The sequence below is a fragment of the Streptomyces sp. NPDC058620 genome, from assembly GCF_042717135.1.
In the GTDB taxonomy this organism is placed as follows: domain Bacteria; phylum Actinomycetota; class Actinomycetes; order Streptomycetales; family Streptomycetaceae; genus Streptomyces.
The window spans coordinates 15,789-36,697 of the sequence record NZ_JBHXQO010000046.1; the positions used below are offsets into that span (position 1 = coordinate 15,789).

The window sequence follows — 20,909 nt, forward strand, 5'->3', positions numbered from 1 at the left end:
CCCCTGCCGCACGCACCGGCTGCCCGAACGTGGCGCCCGCCCCGCCCAGACCCGGGCCGAACCGCGGCGGGTTGTCCCCGGCCCCGCCCCCGGACCCCCGCACAGCCCCGGGGAGTTAGTCCCCCGCGCCCCCCCCCCCCCCCCGGGGGGGCTGGGCCGGGGGGGGGGGCGCGCTCTTTACCTTGACCGCCCCCCCACACCCGTCACGGCAGCAGGATCGTTTCCATGCTGTGGTCCGATCCCGAGAACGAGCCCCCCAAGGAGCTCCGCGACGCGCAGGCGATGCTGCGCCGTGCGGGTCTGCTGCTGGCGCTCGCCATGGTGGTCGCCATGTTCGTCCTCGGCACCCGCTGAACCGGTACCCGCGGGTCCGGCCGGGCCTTCTACGATGGCCCGTATGACTGATCAGCGCCGCCTCGTCCTCGCCTCCGCCTCCCCCGCCCGCCTCGGCCTCCTGCGCCAGGCAGGTTTCGCGCCCGAGGTGATCGTCAGCGGTGTCGACGAGGACGCGCTGTCCGCCCCCACCCCCGGCGAGCTGGCGCTCGTCCTGGCCGAGGCCAAGGCCGCGTCCGTCGCGGCCCGCCCCGAGGCGGCCGGCGCCCTGGTCATCGGCTGCGACTCGGTCCTCGAACTCGACGGCGAGGCACTGGGCAAGCCCGCCGACAGCGAGGAGGCCACGGCCCGCTGGAAGTCCATGCGCGGCCGGGCCGGTGTGCTGCAGACCGGGCACAGCGTGATCGACACGGCGAGCGGCCGTACGGCCTCCGCGACGGCGTCCACCCTCGTCCGGTTCGGCGAACCGACCGACGCCGAGATCGCCGCCTACGTCGCCTCCGGCGAGCCCCTGCATGTGGCGGGCGCGTTCACGCTGGACGGCCGTTCGGCGCCGTTCGTCGACTCCATCGAGGGCGACCACGGCAACGTCATCGGGCTCTCGCTGCCGCTGTTGCGCCGGCTCCTGGGCGAACTGGGCCTCTCCGTGACCGACTTGTGGGTCTGAGGACCGGGCCGGGTCAGACGGGCGCCGGAGCTCCGGCGCCGTTCCCCTGCCCGTTCCCCTCGCTTGGTACGGGACCGGCGTCGTCGTTCGTGGCAGGGTCCGGGCCGTATCCCAGCAGGGTCAGTACGAGCAGCGCGAGCACGGCCATCATGAAGGCGAACGCGGACCAGCCCACCAGGCCGACCGTGAGAGCGCCCAGCACCCCGTGCACCACGGCGCAGCCGATCAGGGCGATCCGCCCTGCACGGCCCGGTGCCCGGTCGCGGACCCCGGCCACCAGCGCGACGAGACCGCAGAGCACCAGCAGGAGGCCGGAGCCCCAGCCCATCACCCAGGTGCCCGTGGACATGGCCTCGGGGTCCATGCCCGCCAGGGACATCTTCTGGTTGTCGACGACCGTGGCGAGCACGGCGTTGATGAGCACGATCCCCACGGCTTCCCCGAACAGCACGAGCCCGGTCACCACGGCCACTGGTCTGCGTATCACCGCGCCCACCCCCTGTTACCTGTAGTACCTGCGATATCGCGGACCCTACTAACGGGTAATGGTTCGGACAAGAGGTCTGTCCGTCCTCGTACAGCGGCGAAGACACGCCCGGGCATTCGTAGGGACCCCACAAAGAAACACCGGACGTCGTTGACCCTACGAACAGAGACCTGGACCACACCTCGTGGCTACTGTGCGGTTAAGGAACCCGGCGTAACGTGGTGCGACAAGGGATTTCACGACTCCAGCAACCCTCGAATCACACTCCGTGTGGGCAAGCTCACCAGTGGGGACGGGTCGTACGGCCGTGTCGGTAGTCCCTAAACTCAGCTTGTTTCAAGGAGGGAGTCATCGTGCGCAAGGTGCTCATCGCCAACCGTGGCGAAATCGCTGTCCGCGTTGCTCGGGCTTGCCGGGACGCCGGAATCGCGAGCGTAGCCGTCTACGCCGATCCGGACCGGGACGCTCTGCATGTCCGCGCGGCCGACGAGGCGTTCGCTCTGGGCGGTGACACCCCGGCCGCCAGCTATCTGGACATGGCCAAGGTGCTCCAGGCTGCCAAGGACTCCGGGGCGGACGCGATCCACCCGGGTTACGGCTTCCTGTCGGAGAACGCCGAGTTCGCCCAGGCCGTCATCGACGCCGGTCTGACCTGGATCGGCCCCCCGCCGCAGGCCATCCGCGACCTCGGTGACAAGGTCGCGGCCCGCCACATCGCCCAGCGCGCCGGTGCGCCGCTGGTCGCCGGCACGCCCGACCCGGTATCCGGCTCCGACGAGGTCGTCGACTTCGCCCGCGAGCACGGTCTGCCGATCGCCATCAAGGCCGCCTTCGGCGGTGGCGGGCGTGGCCTGAAGGTCGCCCGCACCCTCGAAGAGGTCCCGGAGCTGTACGACTCCGCGGTCCGCGAGGCCGTCGCCGCCTTCGGCCGCGGCGAGTGCTTCGTCGAGCGCTACCTCGACAAGCCGCGCCACGTCGAGACCCAGTGCCTCGCCGACACCCACGGCAACGTGGTCGTCGTCTCCACCCGTGACTGCTCGCTCCAGCGCCGCCACCAGAAGCTGGTGGAGGAGGCCCCCGCGCCGTTCCTGAGCGAGGCCCAGAACGCCGAGCTGTACGCCGCGTCCAAGGCCATCCTCAAGGAGGCCGGCTACGTCGGCGCCGGCACCGTCGAGTTCCTCGTCGGCACGGACGGCACGATCTCCTTCCTGGAGGTCAACACCCGTCTCCAGGTCGAGCACCCGGTCACCGAAGAGGTCACCGGCATCGACCTCGTGCGCGAGATGTTCCGCATCGCCGACGGCGAGGAGCTCGGTTACGGCGACCCCGCCCTCCGCGGTCACTCCTTCGAGTTCCGGATCAACGGCGAGGACCCGGGCCGCGGCTTCCTGCCCGCCCCGGGCACCGTGACCACCTTCAGCGCGCCGTCGGGTCCGGGCGTGCGCCTGGACGCGGGCGTGGAGTCCGGCAGCGTCATCGGCCCCGCCTGGGACTCGCTCCTGGCCAAGCTGATCGTGACGGGCGCGACGCGTGAGCAGGCGCTCCAGCGTGCCGCGCGTGCGCTGGCGGAGTTCAAGGTCGAGGGCATGGCCACCGCCATCCCGTTCCACCAGGCCGTCGTGGTCGACCCCGCCTTCACCGCCGACCCGTTCCGGATCCACACCCGCTGGATCGAGACGGAGTTCGTCAACGAGATCAAGCCCTTCGCCCCCGCCGGCGCGGACACCGAGGACGAGGACGGCAGCCGCGAGACGATCGTCGTCGAGGTCGGCGGCAAGCGCCTGGAGGTCTCGCTGCCCGTCTCGCTCGGGATGAGCCTGGCCCGTACCGGCCTCGCGGCCGGCGCGAAGCCCAAGCGCCGCGCCGCGAAGAAGGCCGGTTCCGCGGCCTCCGGCGACACCCTCGCCTCGCCCATGCAGGGCACGATCGTCAAGGTCGCGGTCGAGGAGGGCCAGGAGGTCAAGGAGGGCGACCTCGTCGTCGTCCTGGAAGCCATGAAGATGGAGCAGCCCCTCAACGCGCACCGCTCCGGCACCGTCAAGGGCCTGGCCGCCGAAGTCGGCGGCTCGGTCTCCTCCGGCGCCGTGATCTGCGAGATCAAGGACTGAGCCGACCGGCTCCAGGGCCCCGCAGGAGTCACACGACCCCTGCGGGGCCCTCGGCGTTCCGGGGATGCGGCGGCGATACGGAGGGCACCTCCCGTTGTCCGATGGCATCCTGGACCGTGGGGCGTACGCACGCAGGGGCGTACACCTGGGAGATGCGGAGGAGACTGCGCGATGGCGACGAGCACGGCACAGACGCCGGCACAGGCCCCGGGACGGCCGATGCGCGCCGACGCGCGCCGCAACTACGACCGGGTGCTGAACGAGGCGCGTGCGTCCTTCGCCGAGCACGGCACCGATGCCTCGCTGGAGGACATCGCGCGCCACGCGGGCGTGGGCATCGGCACGCTGTACCGGCACTTCCCGAACCGCCAGGCCCTGATGTACGCGGTCTTCCAGGAGGCACTCGCCGCCCTGCTCACCCGCTCCCGCGAACTGGCGGAGGCGGAACACCCGTGCCACGCGCTCGTGGAGTGGCTGGGCGCGATCGTGACGCACGCGGGTGAGTACCGGGGGGTGGCCCAGGCGCTCATGTCGGCGTCGCGGGACGAGACGTCGGCCCTGGCGCGGTGCAATGTGCCGCTGCGTCAGGCGGGGGCACGCCTGCTCGCCCGGGCGCAGGAGAGCGGCGCCGTGCGGACGGACGTGTCGATCGACGACCTGATGCAGCTGACGAACGCCATCGCACTGGCCGCCGAGCAGTCACCGGACGATCCGGGTCTTGCCGACCGGCTGCTGACGCTGACCCTCCAGGGCCTGAAGGGCCCCACCGCGGAACGGGACTGAAGAACCCTAGCGGCGTCGCAGATCCGCCACCCGGGCACGGTCGCCCGAGCCCTGGTCGGCCAGTGCGGCCGCGCTCCGCAGCTGCGGCCCGAGACCGCCGGAACCGCCCGCCTGGGTACGGCGCTGCCCCGGCAGCGGCATGTCACGTCTGGCCTGGCGGCCGGGCGGAACCCCGTCGCCGGGTGCGGACGCGTCCGCGTCGGGACCGGCGATCGTGATCTCCACGCCCTGGTCCGCCAGCGCCTGGAGCTCGGTCGCGGCCCGCTCGTCGTGGACCGGTGGTTCGTCCGTGACCAGCCGCGTGATGAGGTCGGTGGGCACCGTCTGGAACATGGTGTCGGAGCCGAGCTTGGTGTGGTCCGCGAGGACCACCACCTCCGCGGCCGCCTGCACCAGTGCCCGGTCCACGCTGGCCGAGAGCATGTTGGACGTGGACAGCCCGCGTTCGGCGGTGAGGCCGCTCCCGGAGAGGAACGCCCGCGAGACCCGCAGCCCCTGGAGGGACTGTTCGGCCCCGCTGCCCACGAGCGCGTAGTTGCTCCCGCGCAGCGTGCCACCGGTCATCACGACCTCGACCCGGTTGGCATGCGCCAACGCCTGGGCGACCAGCAGTGAGTTGGTGACGACGGTCAGACCGGGAACCCGCGCGAGCCGGCGGGCCAGCTCCTGCGTGGTCGTTCCGGCGCCGACCACGATGGCCTCGCCCTCGCCGACCAGACCGGCGGCCAGGTCGGCGATGGCCGTCTTCTCCGCGGTGGAGAGATGGGATTTTTGCGGAAAGCCGGACTCCCGCGTGAATCCGCCCGGCAAAACCGCACCGCCGTGCCGGCGGTCGAGGAGTCCTTCTGCCTCCAGTGCCCGCACGTCCCGCCGTACGGTCACTTCGGAGGTCTGGACGACGCGGGCGAGCTCACGGAGCGATACAGCCCCGTTGGCACGCACCATTTCGAGGATCAACTGACGACGTTCTGCAGCGAACACGGAACTGACAGTAACCTGACCATCCGTTGGTTTCAGCAGTTTGCGCCGAATAACAGAAGTTGCACATGAATGGGGCCGCCAAGTGGTATATGCGGCCCCGTTGTTGTGACGGAGTCGTAAGGGACCGGAAGGGAGCGGTCACAAACGCTCCGTCAACCCGTCCGAGTTGCCGGAGGTTGCCGGGGATTGCCGGGGATTGCCGGGGATTGCCGGGGATTGCCGGGCTTGCAGCGGACCCTACGAGTCGCCCGTGAGCTTCCGGGTGTGCAGCTGCCGGGCCACTTCCGCGATCGATCCGGACAGGGACGGGTACACGGTGAAGGCGTTTGCGATCTGTTCGACCGTCAGGTTGTTGTCGACCGCGATCGAGATCGGGTGGATCAGCTCGCTGGCACGCGGGGAGACGACGCAGCCGCCGACCACGATGCCGGTGCCGGGCCGGCAGAAGATCTTGACGAACCCGTCCCGGATTCCCTGCATCTTGGCGCGCGGGTTGCGCAGCAGCGGCAGCTTGACGACCCGGGCGTCGATCTTGCCCGCGTCGACGTCGGACTGGCTGTAGCCGACGGTCGCGATCTCGGGGTCGGTGAACACGTTCGAGGAGACCGTCTTCAGGTTCAGCGGGGCGACCGCGTCACCGAGGAAGTGGTACATCGCGATCCGGCCCTGCATCGCGGCGACCGAGGCCAGCGCGAAGATCCCGGTGACGTCACCGGCCGCGTACACGCCGGGGGCGCTGGTGCGGGAGACCCGGTCGGTCAGGATGTGGCCCGAGTCCTTGAGCCGGACCCCGGCCTCCTCCAGGCCCATGCCCGCGGTGTTCGGGATCGCGCCGACGGCCATCAGGCAGTGCGAGCCCGAGATGACGCGCCCGTCCGCGAGTGTGACCTCGACCCGGTCGCCCACGCGCTTGGCGGACTGGGCGCGGGAGCGGGCCATCACGTTCATGCCGCGACGGCGGAAGACGTCCTCCAGGACCGCGGCGGCGTCCGGGTCCTCACCGGGCAGCACGCGGTCGCGGGAGGAGACGAGCGTGACGCGCGAGCCGAGCGCCTGGTAGGCACCGGCGAACTCGGCGCCGGTGACACCGGAGCCGACGACGATGAGCTCCTCGGGGAGCTCGTCGAGGTCGTAGACCTGGGTCCAGTTCAGGATGCGCTCGCCGTCGGGGAGCGCGTCCGGGATCTCCCGGGGGTGCCCGCCGGTCGCGACGAGAACGGCGTCGGCGGTCAGCGACTCCTCCGTACCGTCGGCGGCGGTCACGACGACCTGCCGTGAGCCGTCGGCGGCCTGGAGGCCCTCCAGCCGGCCGCGTCCGCGCATCACCCGCGCGCCCGCACGGGTGACGGAGGCGGTGATGTCGTGGGACTGGGCCAGCGCGAGGCGCTTGACCCGTCGGTTGACCTTGCCGAGGTCGACGCCGACCACCCGTGCCGCCTGCTCCATGTGGGGCGTGTCGTCCGCGACGATGATGCCCAACTCCTCGTACGAAGAGTCGAAGGTCGTCATCACCTCTGCCGTCGCGATCAGGGTCTTGGAGGGCACGCAGTCGGTGAGTACCGACGCGCCGCCGAGGCCGTCGCAGTCGACGACGGTCACCTCCGCGCCGAGCTGGGCGCCCACCAGTGCCGCCTCGTAGCCGCCGGGGCCGCCGCCGATGATCACGATCCGGGTCACGAAAAGTCCGCCTCGCGTGGTGTCATCCCGCGGCCGAATGCCGCCGCGGCCGGGGTCCGGGGGATGACCCCGGGAGTATGCAGTACGTACTCCATTGTCCCGCACGCGCCAAAGTGCTTCGCCCCGGGGCCCTCCATACGTGGGCGGGGCCCCCCGGAACCGGGCCCGGCGTGCACGAACGGGACGTTCCGGCAGGGCCTTGCACTCAGGAACCGGCACTCCCGGTGCCACCTCCCGTACCCTCGACCACATGTCGCTCTACGCCGCGTACGCCGGCAACCTCGACGCGCGGCTGATGACGCGCCGCGCTCCTCATTCCCCGCTGCGCGGCACCGGCTGGCTGAACGGCTGGCGGCTGACGTTCGGCGGGGAGCAGATGGGCTGGGAAGGCGCGCTGGCCACAGTGGTCGAGGCGCCCCGTTCCCAGGTCTTCGTGGCGCTGTACGACATCGCGCCGATGGACGAGGACTCCATGGACCGGTGGGAGGGCGTCGGCCTGGACATCTACCGGCGCATGCGGGTGCGGGTGCACACCCTGGACGGCGAGGAGCCGACCTGGATGTACGTGCTGAACGGATACGAGGGCGGGCTGCCGTCGGCGCGCTATCTGGGCGAGGTGGCGGACGCCGCGGAGTCCGCCGGAGCGCCGCACGACTATGTGATGGAGCTCCGCAAGCGCCCCTGCTGAGCGCAGGCCACACCCCGCTCCTGTACGAATCTACGAACAGGTCCGGTCAGCCTCTGCGCATGGTCATCTACGCGCGTAGGGATTCACCGGCTACCCTCATCCGCGTGAACGCATCTGTTATTCCGGACAACATCCAGGGCGACCCGCACGCCGCCGCAGACGCCGCCGCCGCCCGCCTCCGCGAGCTGACCGGCGCCGAGACCCACGACGTCGCCCTCGTGATGGGCTCCGGGTGGGCCCCCGCGGGCGACGCGCTCGGCGCACCGGAGGCCGAGTTCCCGGTCACCGAGCTGCCCGGGTTCCCCGCGCCGGCGGTCGAGGGCCACGGCGGCACGATCCGCTCGTACCGGATCGGCGGCAAGCGCGTCCTGGTCTTCCTCGGCCGCACGCACTTCTACGAGGGCCGCGGGGTCGCCGCCGTCTCGCACGGGGTCCGCACCGCCGTCGCCGCGGGCTGCAAGACCATCGTGCTGACGAACGGCTGCGGCGGTCTGCGCGAGGGCATGCGCCCCGGGCAGCCGGTGCTGATCAGCGACCACATCAACCTCACGGCGGCGTCCCCGATCATCGGCGCCAACTTCGTCGACCTCACGGACCTGTACTCGCCGCGGCTGCGCGCCCTGTGCAAGGAGATCGACGAAACGCTCGAAGAGGGCGTGTACGTGCAGTTCCCCGGCCCGCACTACGAGACCCCGGCCGAGATCAACATGGTCCGGGTCATGGGCGGCGACCTGGTCGGCATGTCCACCGTGCTTGAGGCCATCGCCGCGCGCGAGGCGGGCGCGGAGGTCCTCGGCATCTCGCTCGTGACCAACCTGGCCGCCGGACTGTCCGGCGAGCCGCTCAACCACGAAGAGGTCCTTCAGGCCGGCCGCGACTCGGCCACCCGGATGGGTGCGCTGCTGGCCCGGGTCCTGGACCGGATCTGACGTTCCCTGGGGCTCCGCCGGGGGCGGAGCCCCCGCGCAACAGCCCGCGCCCCACCCCCGTACCACTGAGAGGCGGACTCCGTGCAGCAGGACCTCATCGCCCGTGCCAGGACATGGCTGGCCGAGGACCCGGACCCCGAGACCCGTGACGAGCTCGGCAAGCTCATCGAATCCGGGGACCTCGACGAACTCGCCGTGCGCTTCGCGGGCACCCTGCAGTTCGGCACGGCCGGGCTGCGCGGGGAGCTGGGGGCCGGGCCCATGCGGATGAACCGGTCCGTGGTCATCCGGGCCGCCGCCGGCCTCGCCGCGTACCTGACCGCGCAGGGCCAGGGCGGCGGGCTCGTCGTCATCGGGTACGACGCCCGGTACAAGTCCGCCGACTTCGCGCGCGACACCGCCGCCGTCATGACGGGCGCCGGACTGCGGGCGGCCGTCCTGCCCCGCCCGCTCCCCACCCCGGTCCTGGCGTACGCCATAAGGCATCTGGGCGCCGTCGCGGGCGTCGAGGTGACCGCGAGCCACAACCCCCCGCGCGACAACGGCTACAAGGTCTACCTCGGCGACGGCTCGCAGATCGTGCCCCCGGCCGACGGCGAGATCGCCGCCGCGATCGCGGCGGTCGGCCCGCTCGACGCGGTGGCACGCCCCGACGGTGGCTGGGAGATCCTCGGCGACGAGGTCCTGGACGCCTATCTGGCCCGTACGGACGCGGTGCTCGGCGCCGGCTCCCCGCGTACCGCCCGCGTCGTCTACACGGCGATGCACGGCGTCGGTACGTCCGTGCTCACCGCCGCGTTCGCGCGGGCCGGGTTCCCGGAGCCCGTGCTCGTCGCCGAGCAGGCCGAGCCGGACCCGGCGTTCCCCACCGTCGCCTTCCCCAATCCGGAAGAGCCCGGCGCCATGGATCTCGCCTTCGCGACCGCGCGCCGGACCGGTCCGGATCTCGTCATCGCCAACGACCCCGACGCCGACCGCTGCGCCGTGGCTGTGCCCGACGCGGCCGTCGCGGGCGGCTGGCGGATGCTGCGCGGCGACGAGGTCGGCGCGCTGCTCGCCGCCCATCTGGTCGACCGCGGTGTCACCGGCACCTTCGCCGAGTCGATCGTGTCGTCCTCGCTGCTCGGCCGCATCGCCGAGAAGGCGGGCCTCGGGTACGAGGAGACACTGACCGGCTTCAAGTGGATCGCCCGTGTCGACGGGCTGCGCTACGGCTACGAGGAGGCGCTGGGCTACTGCGTCGACCCCGAGGGCGTGCGCGACAAGGACGGCATCACGGCCGCCCTGCTCGTCGCCGAGCTGGCCTCCGTGCTCAAGGAGCGGGGCCGTACGCTCCTCGACCTGCTGGACGACCTCGCCGTCACGCACGGCCTTCACGCCACGGACCAGCTGTCGGTCCGCGTGGAGGACCTGACGGTCATCGCGAACGCCATGCTGCGCCTGCGGGAGCAGCCGCCGGCCGAACTGGCGGGCCTCCCCGTCACCTCGGCCGAGGACCTGTCGCTCGGCACCGAGCTGCTGCCGCCCACGGACGGGCTGCGCTACCGGCTTGAGGGCGCGCGGGTGATCGTCCGCCCGAGCGGCACCGAGCCGAAGCTCAAGTGCTATCTGGAGGTCGTGGTGCCGGTCGCTTCGGCGGACGAGCTGCCCGCGGCGCGCGCCAGGGGCGCGGAACTGCTCGCCGGGATCAAGCGCGACCTGTCGGCGGCCGCCGGAATCTGAACCGGGGCGAAGGGGCGCGGGCGCACGCATCAGTGGCCCGCGCCCCTTCGTGTCGCCGCCGGGTCCACAGGCGGCGCGAAGGCCGCGGGCGCGGACACGCGCGACCGTTCGGCGCGGCGCGCGCGTTCTCGCGTCAGGAGCCCGCCCACCCGTCTCCGGGGGGCCGCTCCCGCCCGCGTGTCGCTCAGCCGATGGAAAGCAGCACCACGAGCAGCACGGTGCCCGCGGCGGCCGGCGCGATGATTTCGTACGCCCAGCGGACCGAGGCCGTCACCGTGGTGGGCCGGTCCTTGCGGTGTGCGGCTCCCTCGGCCAGTTCTCGCAGGTCGACCACGGTCTGGTCGGCGGCGGCGATGCGTGACGCGGTGTCGCGTACGTCGGCGTGGACGGACGACCTGCCGTAAGGGTCGTCCTGCGACTGCCGCGACGCCTTCCTCGCCGCCCGCTTGCGCTCGCGCAGCGAGACGGGGACGGCCCAGAGCTGGTAGGTGACGCCCGCGTGGGTGGACAGCTCGGCCGAGTACCCGGCGCGCACGTCGGCGACGTCGGACCAGGGCAGGACGATGGTCCTGAACGGGTTGCGGATGCGGATGCGCTCCTCGTTCGCGTACACCGCGGGCCGCACGGTGAACGCCGCGATCAGCGGAATCACGGCCAGCATCCCCGCGAGTGCCGTCCACGGGGTCCGTCCCTCGCCGCGGAACAGGGCGTCGCCGCCGATCCAGGCGGTCAGCGCGATCAGCAGCACCCCGCAGACCAGACCGGCGACCGAACGGAAGGTCCGGTCGGCGTAGACCGGCTCGGGGGCAGGCGTGGGGCTCGTCATGGGCCCGATTCTGCCTGACGGCGGCCGGGGGCGGCCGGGCGGCCACGTCGCGCGCGTGCGGCGCGGGAAGGAGGAGGGGCCCTGTACAGGTCGCTACGCGCGTAGATATGCTCAGGTGGTGACCATGCCCACCACTGCACCTGCATTCGCCGACGCGACGGCGTCCGACAGTGCGCTGCGCCGCTTCCTGCACGGGCTGCCCGGCGTCGACCCTGTCGGCCTCGAAGCGCGCGCCGCCTCCCTCGGTACCCGATCGATCAAGACGACTGCCAAGGCGTACGCCATCGATCTCGCCATCTCGATGATCGACCTGACGACGCTGGAAGGCGCGGACACCCCGGGCAAGGTCCGGGCTCTCGCCGCCAAGGCCGTCAACCCCGACCCCACCGACCGCACGAGCCCGCGCACCGCCGCGGTCTGCGTCTATCCCGACATGGCGGCGACCGCCGCCGCCGCGCTGGCCGGCTCCGGAGTGAAGGTGGCGTCCGTGGCGACGGCCTTCCCCGCCGGCCGTGCCGCGCTGGCCGTCAAGCTCGCGGACGTCCGCGACGCCGTGGCCGCCGGGGCCGACGAGATCGACATGGTGATCGACCGCGGCGCCTTCCTCTCCGGCCACTACCTCAAGGTGTACGAGGAGATCGTCGCCGTGAAGGCCGAGTGCGGCTCCGCCCGCCTCAAGGTGATCTTCGAGACCGGCGAGCTGTCCACGTACGACAACATCCGGCGGGCCTCCTGGCTCGGGATGCTGGCGGGCGCCGACTTCATCAAGACGTCGACGGGGAAGGTCGCGGTCAACGCGACGCCCTCGAACACCCTGCTGATGCTGGAAGCCGTACGCGACTTCCGGGAGCAGACTGGGGTGCAGGTCGGTGTGAAGCCGGCCGGTGGCATCCGCACCAGCAAGGACGCGATCAAGTTCCTCGTGCTGGTCAACGAGACCGCGGGCGAGGACTGGCTGGACAACCACTGGTTCCGCTTCGGCGCCTCCAGCCTGCTGAACGACCTGCTGATGCAGCGCCAGAAGCTCAGCACCGGCCGTTACTCCGGCCCCGATTACGTGACGGTGGACTGATCCCCATGGCATCTGCATTCGAGTACGCACCGGCTCCGGAGTCCCGCTCCGTCGTCGACATCGCGCCTTCGTACGGCCTGTTCATCGACGGCGAGTTCACCGAGGCCGCCGACGGCAAGGTCTTCAAGTCGGTCAGCCCGTCCTCCGAGGAGGTCCTCTCCGAGGTCGCCCAGGCGGGCGCGGAGGACGTCGACAGGGCGGTCAAGGCGGCCCGCAGGGCCTTCGAGAAGTGGTCGGCGCTGCCGGGCTCCGAGCGCGCGAAGTACCTGTTCCGCATCGCCCGGATCATCCAGGAGCGCAGCCGCGAGCTCGCCGTCCTGGAGACCCTGGACAACGGCAAGCCGATCAGGGAGACCCGCGACGCGGACCTCCCCCTCGTCGCCGCGCACTTCTTCTACTACGCGGGCTGGGCCGACAAGCTGGACCACGCCGGTTACGGCGCGAACCCGCGCCCGCTGGGCGTGGCCGGCCAGGTCATCCCGTGGAACTTCCCGCTCCTGATGCTGGCGTGGAAGATCGCTCCGGCGCTCGCCACCGGCAACACGGTGGTCCTGAAGCCCGCCGAGACGACTCCGCTCTCCGCGCTGTTCTTCGCGGACATCTGCCGCCAGGCGGGCCTGCCCAAGGGCGTCGTCAACATCCTCACGGGTCACGGCGACGCGGGCGCCGCCCTCGTCGGGCACCCCGACGTGAACAAGGTCGCCTTCACCGGCTCGACCGCGGTCGGCAAGGCCATCGCCCGCCAGATCGCCGGTACGGACAAGAAGGTCACCCTGGAGCTGGGCGGCAAGGGCGCCAACATCGTCTTTGACGACGCCCCCATCGACCAGGCCGTCGAGGGCATCGTCACCGGCATCTTCTTCAACCAGGGCCAGGTCTGCTGCGCGGGCTCCCGGCTGCTCGTCCAGGAGTCGGTCCAGGACGAGGTGCTGGACGCCCTCAAGCGGCGCCTGAGCACGCTGCGCCTCGGCGACCCGCTGGACAAGAACACCGACATCGGCGCGATCAACTCCGCGGAGCAGCTCTCCCGGATCACCACGCTCGTCGAGACGGGCGAGGCGGAGGGCGCCGAGCGCTGGTCCGCGCCCTGCGCGCTCCCCTCGTCCGGCTACTGGTTCGCCCCGACGCTCTTCACGAACGTCACCCAGGCGCACACCGTCGCCCGCGACGAGATCTTCGGCCCGGTGCTGTCCGTCCTCACCTTCCGTACCCCGGACGAGGCGGTCGCCAAGGCCAACAACACCCAGTACGGCCTCTCGGCCGGCATCTGGACGGAGAAGGGCTCCCGCATCCTCGCGGTGGCCGGCAAGCTCCGCGCAGGCGTCGTCTGGGCCAACACGTTCAACAAGTTCGACCCGACGTCGCCCTTCGGTGGCTACAAGGAGTCGGGCTTCGGCCGCGAGGGCGGCCGTCACGGCCTGGAGGCATACCTCGATGTCCGATAACCGTCTGAGCGTCTTCAAGACCTACAAGCTGTACGTCGGGGGCAAGTTCCCCCGCTCCGAGAGCGGCCGGGTGTACGAGGTGACGGACTCCAAGGGCAGGTGGCTGGCGAACGCGCCGCAGTCCTCACGCAAGGACGCGCGCGACGCGGTCGTGGCCGCCCGCAAGGCGTTCAGCGGCTGGTCGGGCGCGACCGCGTACAACCGCGGCCAGATCCTCTACCGCGTGGCGGAGATGCTGGAGGGCCGCAAGGACCAGTTCGTACGCGAGGTGGCGGACGCCGAGGGCCTTTCGAAGTCGAAGGCGGCGGCCGTCGTCGACGCGGCGGTCGACCGCTGGGTCTGGTACGCGGGCTGGACCGACAAGATCGGCCAGATCGTGGGCGGCGCGAACCCGGTCGCGGGCCCGTTCTTCAACCTCTCCACGCCGGAGCCGACCGGTGTGGTCACGGTCCTGGCGCCCCAGAAGTCCTCGTTCCTGGGCCTGGTCTCGGTGATCGCCCCGGTGATCGCCACCGGCAACACGGCCGTGGTCATCGCCTCCGCGGACGCGCCGCTGCCCGCGCTCTCCCTCGGCGAGGTGCTGGCCACCTCCGACCTGCCGGGTGGCGTGGTGAACATCCTGTCCGGGAAGACGGCGGAGCTCGCGGCCCCGCTCGCCTCCCACCAGGACGTCAACGCGATCGACCTCACGGGCGCCGACGCCGCACTGGCCAAGGAGCTGGAGATCGCGGCGGCGGACAACATGAAGCGCGTTCTGCGTCCACAGCCTGTGGACACCGACGGCACCGACGGCGCCGACTGGGCGGCCGACCCCGGCACGCGCCGCCTGACGGCCTTCCTGGAGACCAAGACGGTCTGGCACCCCACGGGCGCCCTGGGAGCCGCAGGATCCTCGTACTGACCCCTGACGGGCCCTGCATGCCCGCGGGCCGCCCCCTCCGGACGACGGACGGGGCGGCCCGCGGGCGCATGCGGCGGGGTCAGCCGGTGAGCAGCCCGGTCGCCTGCCCGACCACGGGCAGGTCGCTCAGCGCGCCGCCGCTGGTCACCGGGTCGGTCACGACGGCCGTGCTCAGCGGCTTGAAGTCGGCGATCTGGGTGCCCACCGCGTTGTCCAGCGGGTCGACACCGGTCCCGGCCAGCGGGTCGAGCTGAAGATCGGTGAGGGGCGCGACGCCTCCCGCGAGCGAGTGGCCGAGCGCCCCGGTAAGCGCGGGCCCGGCCGCCCCGGTGACCGCACCGAGGGTGCTGTCGGCTCCGGTGGCCTGGGCGGCGGGCATCGGCGCGGCCTGGGCGGCCGCACCTCCCGCACCGAGCGCCGCGCCCACCGCGGTGACGGTCAGGCCGGCGCGCAGCAGGATGCGGCGCCGGGTGCGTGAAGGTGCGGACAGTGCGTGACGAGCCATGGGTTTCCCACCTGAATCGAGCCGAATCGAGCCTGTTCGGGTAATCATCTGTGCGCGCAGAGTAGTTGAGGTGTGATGCTCGATACCAACAGGACCTCCGAGGGGTCCCCTGCGCGGGTCAATGCCTCACACTTCTGTTCTGTGAATTCCCAATCGATCCCGACCCGCGTCGTGCTGCTCGCGGGCCCCTCCGGCTCAGGCAAGTCCTCCCTGGCCGCGCGCACCGGTCTGCCGGTGCTGCGCCTGGACGACTTCTACAAGGAGAGCGACGACCCGACCCTGCCGGTGGTCACGGGCAGCACGGACATCGACTGGGACTCCGTGCGGTCCTGGGACGCGGACGCGGCCGTCGCGGCCGTCGCGGAGCTGTGCCGTACGGGGCGTACGGATGTGCCGGTGTACGACATCGCCACGAGCGCCCGCGTCGGGCACGAGGTGTTCCACATCGAACGCACGCCGCTGTTCGTGGCCGAGGGCATCTTCGCGGCGGACATCGTGGAGCGCTGCCAGGAGCTGGGCCTGCTGGCGGACGCGCTGTGTCTGCGCGGGCGGCCCTCGACGACGTTCCGGCGGCGGCTGCTGCGGGACGTGCGGGAGGGGCGCAAGTCGGTGCCGTTCCTGCTGCGGCGTGGCTGGCGCCTGATGCGGGCCGAGCGGCGGATCGTGGCGCGGCAGGCGGCGCTGGGTGCGCATCCGTGCGGCAAGGAGGAGGCGCTGGGCCGGCTGGCCGCCGCGGCGGCGGGACGGTGCAGGCGGGCGCCTGCGGGACACGGGGCCTGACCGGGGGGCTCCACCCACCTCGCCTCCGCGGTCCTGTACGGCCGCGCACGCGAAACGGGGCCGTACAGGACCCCCCGGCCTGTCCGACCCCGCTGCGTTTCCCCCGTGCCCCCGTACCGCCGCCTCCCCCGAAGCAGCGGTCCGTTTCCCCCCGTCGCCTCAGGCCACCAGCTCGCCGAAGGACTCCTCCTCGTCACGGCCGAAGCTGAGGACCTCGTCCTCGCGCAGCCGGCGGAGCGACCGCCAGATGCTCGACTTCACCGTGCCGACACTGATGTCGAGGATGGACGCGATCTCCGGGTCGGTGCGGCCCTCGTAGTACCGCAGGACCAGCATCGTGCGCTGGAGCTCGGGCAGCCGCGCGAGCGCCTGCCAGAGCACCGCCCGCAGTTCCGTGCCGCGCATCGCGTCCGTGTCGCCCACCGTCTCCGGCAGCTCCTCGGTCGGATATTCGTTGAGCTTGCGCCTGCGCCAGGCGCTGATGTGCAGATTGGTCATGGTGCGGCGGAGGTATCCGCCGACCGCCGCCTTGTCACTGATCCTGTCCCACGCCCGGTACGTCGAGAAGAGGGCGCTCTGCAGCAGGTCCTCGGCCTCGAACCGGTCACCGGTCAGGTGATAGGCGGTTGCGTACAGGGAGGCGCGGCGCTCCTGGACGTAGGCCGTGAACACCGCTTCGGCGTCCTCGGCCTTCGCCGCGGGCTTCCGCTCCCCCGTGACCTCCCCGTACGCGCTTCCCCCGTTACCCCCGAGAGGTGTGTCAACGACCGTCATGTACGACGGATGCTGACGCCCGGCGCCGCGAACGCACCCCCGCGCCCCACCGCCGGACTTCTCCGGACCCCGGCCGACGTCGTGGAGACGCGTGACAACTGCGCTCGTCGAGCCGGTGCTGTGCGTTGCGTTCATCTCGCGCCCCCCGTCGGTGGAGTCGGTTCGTTCCGTGTGTCAACGAGCTTGCCCGGGCAGTTTCATGGCGCTGTCCCCCGACTGTCACAGCCCTGTCACAGGCCCCCCTCCCGGGCGTGGCGGAACCGTTGGAGGCGTCCAACTGTCGAACTGAGGCACCACCATGGGCCAGAATGACCCCCGTGCCTTTCCTGTTGCTGATCGAGGACGACGACGCCATCCGCACGGCTCTCGAACTCTCGTTGTCACGCCAGGGCCACCGAGTGGCCACTGCGGCGACGGGAGAGGACGGCCTGAACCTGCTGCGAGAGCAGCGGCCGGACCTGGTCGTGCTGGATGTGATGCTGCCCGGGATCGACGGTTTCGAGGTGTGCCGGCGCATCCGCCGCACCGACCAGCTGCCGATCATTCTGCTGACCGCGCGCAGCGACGACATCGACGTCGTGGTGGGACTGGAGTCCGGCGCGGACGACTATGTGGTGAAACCCGTACAGGGCCGGGTGCTCGACGCCCGTATCCGTGCGGTGCTGCGCCGGGGCGAACGCGAGTCCACGGACTCCGCGACGTTCGGGAACGTGATCATCGACCGCTCCGCCATGACCGTCACCAAGAGCGGTGAGGACCTTCAGCTCACCCCGACCGAGCTGCGGCTGCTGCTCGAGCTGAGCCGCAGGCCCGGTCAGGCCCTCTCCAGGCAGCAGCTGCTGCGCCTGGTGTGGGAGCACGACTATCTCGGTGACTCGCGGCTGGTGGACGCCTGTGTCCAGCGGCTGCGGGCGAAGGTGGAGGACGTGCCGTCCTCGCCTACCCTGATCCGTACCGTGCGCGGAGTGGGCTACCGGCTGGACTCGCCTCAGTGAGTGGACCCGCGAAGCGGACCGTGCTCACCGGTCTGCGCTGGACCAGTCTGCGACTGCGGCTCGTCGTCGTGTTCGGACTGGTGGCGCTGACGGCGGCGGTGTCCGCGTCGGGTATCGCGTACTGGCTCAACCGCGAGGCCGTGCTGACGCGTACGCAGGATTCCGCGCTCGGCGACTTCCGCCGCCAGATGCAGAACCGGGCGGCCGCCCTGCCCACGCCTCCCACCAGGGACGACCTGCAGAACGCCGCGACGCAGATGGCGAGCAGCAGCCCCGGCTACCACGTGCTGCTGGTCGACGAGCACGAGGGCAAGCCGATCGTCGGCTACTCCGACCTGGACTCCTTCACCCGGCAGGACGTGCCCGCCTCGCTGCAGAAGCAGGTGGGCAAGAAGCAGCCGATGACGTCGGGCAACACCTTTGAGTACCACCTGTTCTGGCAGCGCACGAGCATCGGCGGCAGGCCGTACCTGGTGGCCGGGACGAAGATCATCGGCGGCGGTCCGACCGGCTACATGCTGAAGTCGCTCGACCAGGAGCGCCAGGACCTCAACTCCCTGGCCTGGTCACTGGGCATCGCGACCGCCCTGGCGCTGGTCGGCTCGGCGCTGCTCGCCCAGGGTGCGGCGACGACCGTACTGCGCCCCGTCCAGCGGCTGGGCGACGCGGCCCGCAAGCTCGGCGAGGGCAAACTCGACACCCGGCTCATGGTGTCGGGCACCGATGAACTGGCCGATCTCTCCCGTACGTTCAACAGGACGGCGAGTGCGCTGGAGAAGAAGGTCGCGGACATGAGCGCGCGGGAGGAGTCCAGCCGCCGGTTCGTCGCCGACATGTCGCACGAGCTGCGGACCCCGCTGACCGCGATCACCGCCGTCGCGGAGGTGCTGGAGGACGAGGCCGACAGCCTCGACCCGATGATCGCTCCCGCGGTGCACCTGGTGGTCAGCGAGACCCGCAGGCTGAACGACCTGGTGGAGAACCTGATGGAGGTGACCCGCTTCGACGCGGGCACCGCCCGTCTCGTCCTCGACACGGTCGATGTCGCCGACCAGGTCACCGCCTGCATCGACGTGCGGGCGTGGCTGGACGCGGTGGACCTGGATGCCGAGCGCGGCATGATGGTGCGGCTCGATCCGCGCCGGCTCGACGTGATCCTGGCGAATCTGATCGGCAACGCGCTCAAGCACGGCGGCTCGCCGGTACGCGTGGCGGTACGGATCGTCGGCGAGGAACTGGTCATCAAGGTACGGGACCACGGACCGGGCATCCCCGAGGACGTCCTGCCGCATGTCTTCGACCGCTTCTACAAGGCGAGTGCCTCGCGGCCCAGGTCCGAGGGCAGCGGCCTCGGACTGTCGATCGCCATGGAGAACGCGCACATCCACGGCGGCGACATCACGGCCGCGAACTCGCCGGACGGCGACGGTGCGGTGTTCGTACTGCGTCTGCCCCGCGATGCGGAGGGGCTGACCTCCGAGGCCGGGGAGCACGGCACGGAGGACCGGAACGAGGAGGGCGGGGCGACGTGAGGCGCAGCGACCGTGCGTACGGCGCACCCCGCACCGGGCGGGCGCGGCGCACCGGCCGGGTGCTGGCCGCCGTCCTGGCGGGGGTGGCGCTGGCCGCAGGATGCGGGATCAGGTCGACCTCGGTGCCGGTGGACGCGGGAGCCGCGCCGTCCCGGGTGCCGTGCCGCACTCCGGCCCATGACGTCACCGCGCAGGCACTGGAGGAGATCGAGGTCCAGGTGTACCTGGTCTGCGCCTCGCAGCTGGTGATCGTGAACCGTTCGGTGCGGCTGGACGCGGCGGAGCCCGACCGCATCCGTGTCGCGCGGGTGCTCCTGGACGAGTTGCAGAAGGAGCCGGAGGCCGACGAGCGGCAGGCCGGGTTCTCCACCGACGTGCCGGCGGGGCTGCGGGTCTCCGCGGGCCGCGGGGGCGATCCGGCGGGCACGCTGCGTCTGAACGAGCAGCCCGAGGACCTGCCTGCCGAGACGCTGGCGCAGCTCGTGTGCTCGTACGCGGACAGCGAGACGCTGGTGACCGGGGGCACCGTCGTGCTCGGGGGCCCTGGGAACTACCCGCCACGGGGCTATCTGTGCACGTCGGAGACGAAGACCCGCCCCGGCGACGTGCCCACGCTCGGCGCGCTCGAACTGCCCTGAGACCGGTTGTGCGCGTCTCAGGGCACCGCTCGCGGTGTTCCTGAGCACTTCACGGCGGAGCGCGGAACCGATCCTGCCGGTCGTGGCGTCTTGGGGGGCGTGCGTCAAGGTTCGGACGGCCAAGCCGTCATCCGCTACCGCGGGGCAGGGGTACTCCTCCTCCTCGGCCATCTGGTGATCGTCGGGTGGCTGACCCTGCGCCCCCTGGATGTGGCGTGGGTGACCGCCTCGAATTTCCAGCCCTTCGCCGGTATCAAGGCAGACCTGGCTCTCGGCCCGGTCGAGGCCGCGCACCGGTTCGGTTCCGGGCTTCTGCTGCTGGCGCCGCTCGGGGTACTGCTGCCGATGGCCGGGGGCCGGCTGTTCGTGTCCCCGTGGGCCTCGCTGGCCCGGACCGTCGCGGCCGGGGCGCTGATCTCGCTGGCCATCGAGCTGGCGCAGACCGGGGTGCCGGGTCAGGTCGTCGACGTCGACTCGCTGCTGCTGAACACCGTGGGTGTCGCACTCGCGCATCTGCTGGTCGTGCCGGTCTGCCGGGCGCGGCTGCGGCGCGGGCAGCGGGCGGGGGCGGGAGGAGGCGCGACCCGACTTCGGGACGAGGCGTCTCAGGGCTCGACCCCGACGATTTCCAGGGTCGGTATCGCCCCGTAGAGCGACGCTTTGCACCCCTTCGCGGGGCCACCATGGATACATCGGGAGCACAACAGGAGTCGCTCCCCGCCGGTTCGAGAAGGAGCCCACCATGGCCGCACTTGCCCGCCCCCGTGACGGACGCATGATCGGCGGAGTGTGCGCAGCGCTGGCACGGCGCTTCGGCACCTCCGCGGGGACGATGCGCGTGATCTTCGTCGTCTCGTGTCTGCTCCCCGGCCCCCAGTTCCTCCTCTACCTGGCCCTGTGGCTGCTGCTGCCGTCGGAGAAGACCTCCGCCGCGACGGCCTGGTGACCGGCAGGACCACGGGGAGAACACACGTGGGGCGCGCACCCGGACCGGGGGGGGGGGCCCCGAGAGTGTTGGGGGGGTGATTAGGGGCCGCGCGGCGGTGCCGTGTCCGGCACCCCGCCG

The 20,909-nt window shown here is 71.5% G+C and carries 22 protein-coding genes; 16 read left to right on the forward strand and 6 right to left on the reverse strand.

The window, feature by feature from the left end; translation table 11 throughout:
* Positions 1-225 precede the first annotated feature (225 nt).
* Complete coding sequence (mmpB, locus tag ACFWSK_RS29435) at positions 226-354, forward strand: morphogenic membrane protein MmpB (protein WP_383792581.1); 129 nt, start codon at positions 226-228, stop codon at positions 352-354.
* A 34-nt stretch (positions 355-388) separates the two neighbouring features.
* Complete coding sequence (locus tag ACFWSK_RS29440) at positions 389-1,000, forward strand: nucleoside triphosphate pyrophosphatase (RefSeq protein ID WP_383792584.1); 612 nt, start codon at positions 389-391, stop codon at positions 998-1,000.
* Positions 1,001-1,013: 13 nt separating this feature from the next.
* Here the strand turns inward: ACFWSK_RS29440 and ACFWSK_RS29445 are convergent, their stop codons facing one another.
* Complete coding sequence (locus ACFWSK_RS29445; RefSeq protein ID WP_383792662.1) at positions 1,014-1,484, reverse strand: hypothetical protein; 471 nt, start codon at positions 1,482-1,484, stop codon at positions 1,014-1,016.
* Positions 1,485-1,840: 356 nt separating this feature from the next.
* Here ACFWSK_RS29445 and ACFWSK_RS29450 point away from each other — a divergent pair, with 356 nt between their 5' ends.
* Together ACFWSK_RS29450 and ACFWSK_RS29455 are read left to right on the forward strand one after the other, a co-directional pair.
* Entirely contained in the window at positions 1,841-3,595 is a 1,755-nt protein-coding gene (locus tag ACFWSK_RS29450; protein WP_383792587.1) for an acetyl/propionyl/methylcrotonyl-CoA carboxylase subunit alpha, read from the forward strand.
* A 171-nt stretch (positions 3,596-3,766) separates the two neighbouring features.
* Positions 3,767-4,378: a TetR/AcrR family transcriptional regulator gene (locus ACFWSK_RS29455; protein WP_383792591.1), complete on the forward strand. Its 612-nt coding sequence runs from the start codon at positions 3,767-3,769 to the stop codon at positions 4,376-4,378.
* 6 nt (positions 4,379-4,384) lie between these two features.
* Here ACFWSK_RS29455 and ACFWSK_RS29460 read toward each other — a convergent pair whose 3' ends face one another.
* Both ACFWSK_RS29460 and ACFWSK_RS29465 read right to left on the reverse strand, forming a co-directional pair.
* Positions 4,385-5,359 carry a DeoR/GlpR family DNA-binding transcription regulator gene (locus tag ACFWSK_RS29460; RefSeq protein ID WP_383792594.1) on the reverse strand — a complete coding sequence of 325 codons (975 nt, stop codon included), beginning with the start codon at positions 5,357-5,359 and terminating at the stop codon, positions 4,385-4,387.
* Between the two features lie 237 nt (positions 5,360-5,596).
* Positions 5,597-7,036 carry an NAD(P)H-quinone dehydrogenase gene (locus ACFWSK_RS29465; RefSeq protein ID WP_383792598.1) on the reverse strand — a complete coding sequence of 480 codons (1,440 nt, stop codon included), beginning with the start codon at positions 7,034-7,036 and terminating at the stop codon, positions 5,597-5,599.
* Positions 7,037-7,286: 250 nt separating this feature from the next.
* On the opposite strand from ACFWSK_RS29465, the gene ACFWSK_RS29470 reads away from it, so the two are divergent.
* The 3 genes from ACFWSK_RS29470 to ACFWSK_RS29480 all read left to right on the forward strand — a co-directional run bounded on the left by ACFWSK_RS29470 (position 7,287) and on the right by ACFWSK_RS29480 (position 10,375).
* Positions 7,287-7,724, forward strand: a complete 438-nt coding sequence (locus ACFWSK_RS29470; protein WP_173315400.1) for a gamma-glutamylcyclotransferase — start codon at positions 7,287-7,289, stop codon at positions 7,722-7,724.
* 104 nt (positions 7,725-7,828) lie between these two features.
* Entirely contained in the window at positions 7,829-8,653 is an 825-nt protein-coding gene (locus ACFWSK_RS29475) for a purine-nucleoside phosphorylase (protein WP_383792601.1), read from the forward strand.
* An 81-nt stretch (positions 8,654-8,734) separates the two neighbouring features.
* Positions 8,735-10,375 (forward strand): phospho-sugar mutase, encoded by a 1,641-nt coding sequence (locus ACFWSK_RS29480; protein ID WP_383792604.1) that lies wholly within the window; start codon positions 8,735-8,737, stop codon positions 10,373-10,375.
* Positions 10,376-10,559: 184 nt separating this feature from the next.
* On the opposite strand, the gene ACFWSK_RS29485 is transcribed toward ACFWSK_RS29480, so the two are convergent.
* Positions 10,560-11,201: a PH domain-containing protein gene (locus ACFWSK_RS29485; RefSeq protein ID WP_383792608.1), complete on the reverse strand. Its 642-nt coding sequence runs from the start codon at positions 11,199-11,201 to the stop codon at positions 10,560-10,562.
* Positions 11,202-11,325: 124 nt separating this feature from the next.
* On the opposite strand from ACFWSK_RS29485, the gene deoC reads away from it, so the two are divergent.
* From deoC to ACFWSK_RS29500, 3 genes are read left to right on the forward strand one after another with little or no spacing between them, the layout of a single operon-like run.
* Positions 11,326-12,273 carry a deoxyribose-phosphate aldolase gene (gene deoC / locus ACFWSK_RS29490; RefSeq protein WP_383792611.1) on the forward strand — a complete coding sequence of 316 codons (948 nt, stop codon included), beginning with the start codon at positions 11,326-11,328 and terminating at the stop codon, positions 12,271-12,273.
* Positions 12,274-12,278: 5 nt separating this feature from the next.
* Positions 12,279-13,718 (forward strand): aldehyde dehydrogenase family protein, encoded by a 1,440-nt coding sequence (locus ACFWSK_RS29495; RefSeq protein WP_383792614.1) that lies wholly within the window; start codon positions 12,279-12,281, stop codon positions 13,716-13,718.
* Positions 13,708-14,619, forward strand: a complete 912-nt coding sequence (locus ACFWSK_RS29500; RefSeq protein ID WP_383792617.1) for an aldehyde dehydrogenase family protein — start codon at positions 13,708-13,710, stop codon at positions 14,617-14,619. Before ACFWSK_RS29495 ends, ACFWSK_RS29500 begins: the two co-directional genes overlap by 11 nt.
* Before the next feature lie 79 nt (positions 14,620-14,698).
* On the opposite strand, the gene ACFWSK_RS29505 is transcribed toward ACFWSK_RS29500, so the two are convergent.
* On the reverse strand, positions 14,699-15,124 hold the full coding sequence (locus ACFWSK_RS29505) for a hypothetical protein (protein WP_383792620.1): 426 nt from the start codon (positions 15,122-15,124) through the stop codon (positions 14,699-14,701).
* A 75-nt stretch (positions 15,125-15,199) separates the two neighbouring features.
* Between ACFWSK_RS29505 and ACFWSK_RS29510 the strand changes: the two genes are divergently transcribed.
* Positions 15,200-15,904 carry a uridine kinase gene (locus tag ACFWSK_RS29510; RefSeq protein WP_383792623.1) on the forward strand — a complete coding sequence of 235 codons (705 nt, stop codon included), beginning with the start codon at positions 15,200-15,202 and terminating at the stop codon, positions 15,902-15,904.
* Positions 15,905-16,063: 159 nt separating this feature from the next.
* Here the strand turns inward: ACFWSK_RS29510 and ACFWSK_RS29515 are convergent, their stop codons facing one another.
* On the reverse strand, positions 16,064-16,813 hold the full coding sequence (locus ACFWSK_RS29515) for a SigE family RNA polymerase sigma factor (RefSeq protein WP_383792626.1): 750 nt from the start codon (positions 16,811-16,813) through the stop codon (positions 16,064-16,066).
* A gap of 182 nt (positions 16,814-16,995) precedes the next feature.
* On the opposite strand from ACFWSK_RS29515, the gene afsQ1 reads away from it, so the two are divergent.
* The 5 genes from afsQ1 (at position 16,996) to ACFWSK_RS29540 (ending at position 20,789) form a co-directional block, all read left to right on the forward strand.
* Positions 16,996-17,673, forward strand: a complete 678-nt coding sequence (gene afsQ1, locus ACFWSK_RS29520) for a two-component system response regulator AfsQ1 (RefSeq protein ID WP_328905473.1) — start codon at positions 16,996-16,998, stop codon at positions 17,671-17,673.
* Positions 17,670-19,205: an ATP-binding protein gene (locus tag ACFWSK_RS29525; protein ID WP_383792629.1), complete on the forward strand. Its 1,536-nt coding sequence runs from the start codon at positions 17,670-17,672 to the stop codon at positions 19,203-19,205. Before afsQ1 ends, ACFWSK_RS29525 begins: the two co-directional genes overlap by 4 nt.
* Positions 19,202-19,843, forward strand: a complete 642-nt coding sequence (locus tag ACFWSK_RS29530) for a hypothetical protein (protein ID WP_383792632.1) — start codon at positions 19,202-19,204, stop codon at positions 19,841-19,843. Before ACFWSK_RS29525 ends, ACFWSK_RS29530 begins: the two co-directional genes overlap by 4 nt.
* Before the next feature lie 99 nt (positions 19,844-19,942).
* Positions 19,943-20,494, forward strand: coding sequence for a VanZ family protein (locus tag ACFWSK_RS29535; RefSeq protein WP_383792635.1), 552 nt, complete (start codon positions 19,943-19,945; stop codon positions 20,492-20,494).
* Positions 20,495-20,585: 91 nt separating this feature from the next.
* Positions 20,586-20,789: a PspC domain-containing protein gene (locus ACFWSK_RS29540; RefSeq protein WP_382735025.1), complete on the forward strand. Its 204-nt coding sequence runs from the start codon at positions 20,586-20,588 to the stop codon at positions 20,787-20,789.
* Positions 20,790-20,909 lie beyond the last annotated feature (120 nt).

Coding starts and splice junctions, on each gene's coding strand:
- ACFWSK_RS29505 (WP_383792620.1), bottom strand. CDS start 15,124: ATGGCTCGTCACGCACTGTCCGCACCTTCACGCACCCGGCGCCGCATC.
- ACFWSK_RS29485 (WP_383792608.1), bottom strand. CDS start 11,201: ATGACGAGCCCCACGCCTGCCCCCGAGCCGGTCTACGCCGACCGGACC.
- ACFWSK_RS29440 (WP_383792584.1), top strand. CDS start 389: ATGGCCCGTATGACTGATCAGCGCCGCCTCGTCCTCGCCTCCGCCTCC.
- ACFWSK_RS29495 (WP_383792614.1), top strand. CDS start 12,279: ATGGCATCTGCATTCGAGTACGCACCGGCTCCGGAGTCCCGCTCCGTC.
- ACFWSK_RS29515 (WP_383792626.1), bottom strand. CDS start 16,813: ATGAACGCAACGCACAGCACCGGCTCGACGAGCGCAGTTGTCACGCGT.
- ACFWSK_RS29455 (WP_383792591.1), top strand. CDS start 3,767: ATGGCGACGAGCACGGCACAGACGCCGGCACAGGCCCCGGGACGGCCG.
- ACFWSK_RS29500 (WP_383792617.1), top strand. CDS start 13,708: ATGTCCGATAACCGTCTGAGCGTCTTCAAGACCTACAAGCTGTACGTC.
- deoC (WP_383792611.1), top strand. CDS start 11,326: ATGCCCACCACTGCACCTGCATTCGCCGACGCGACGGCGTCCGACAGT.
- mmpB (WP_383792581.1), top strand. CDS start 226: ATGCTGTGGTCCGATCCCGAGAACGAGCCCCCCAAGGAGCTCCGCGAC.
- ACFWSK_RS29470 (WP_173315400.1), top strand. CDS start 7,287: ATGTCGCTCTACGCCGCGTACGCCGGCAACCTCGACGCGCGGCTGATG.
- ACFWSK_RS29540 (WP_382735025.1), top strand. CDS start 20,586: ATGGCCGCACTTGCCCGCCCCCGTGACGGACGCATGATCGGCGGAGTG.
- ACFWSK_RS29510 (WP_383792623.1), top strand. CDS start 15,200: ATGCTCGATACCAACAGGACCTCCGAGGGGTCCCCTGCGCGGGTCAAT.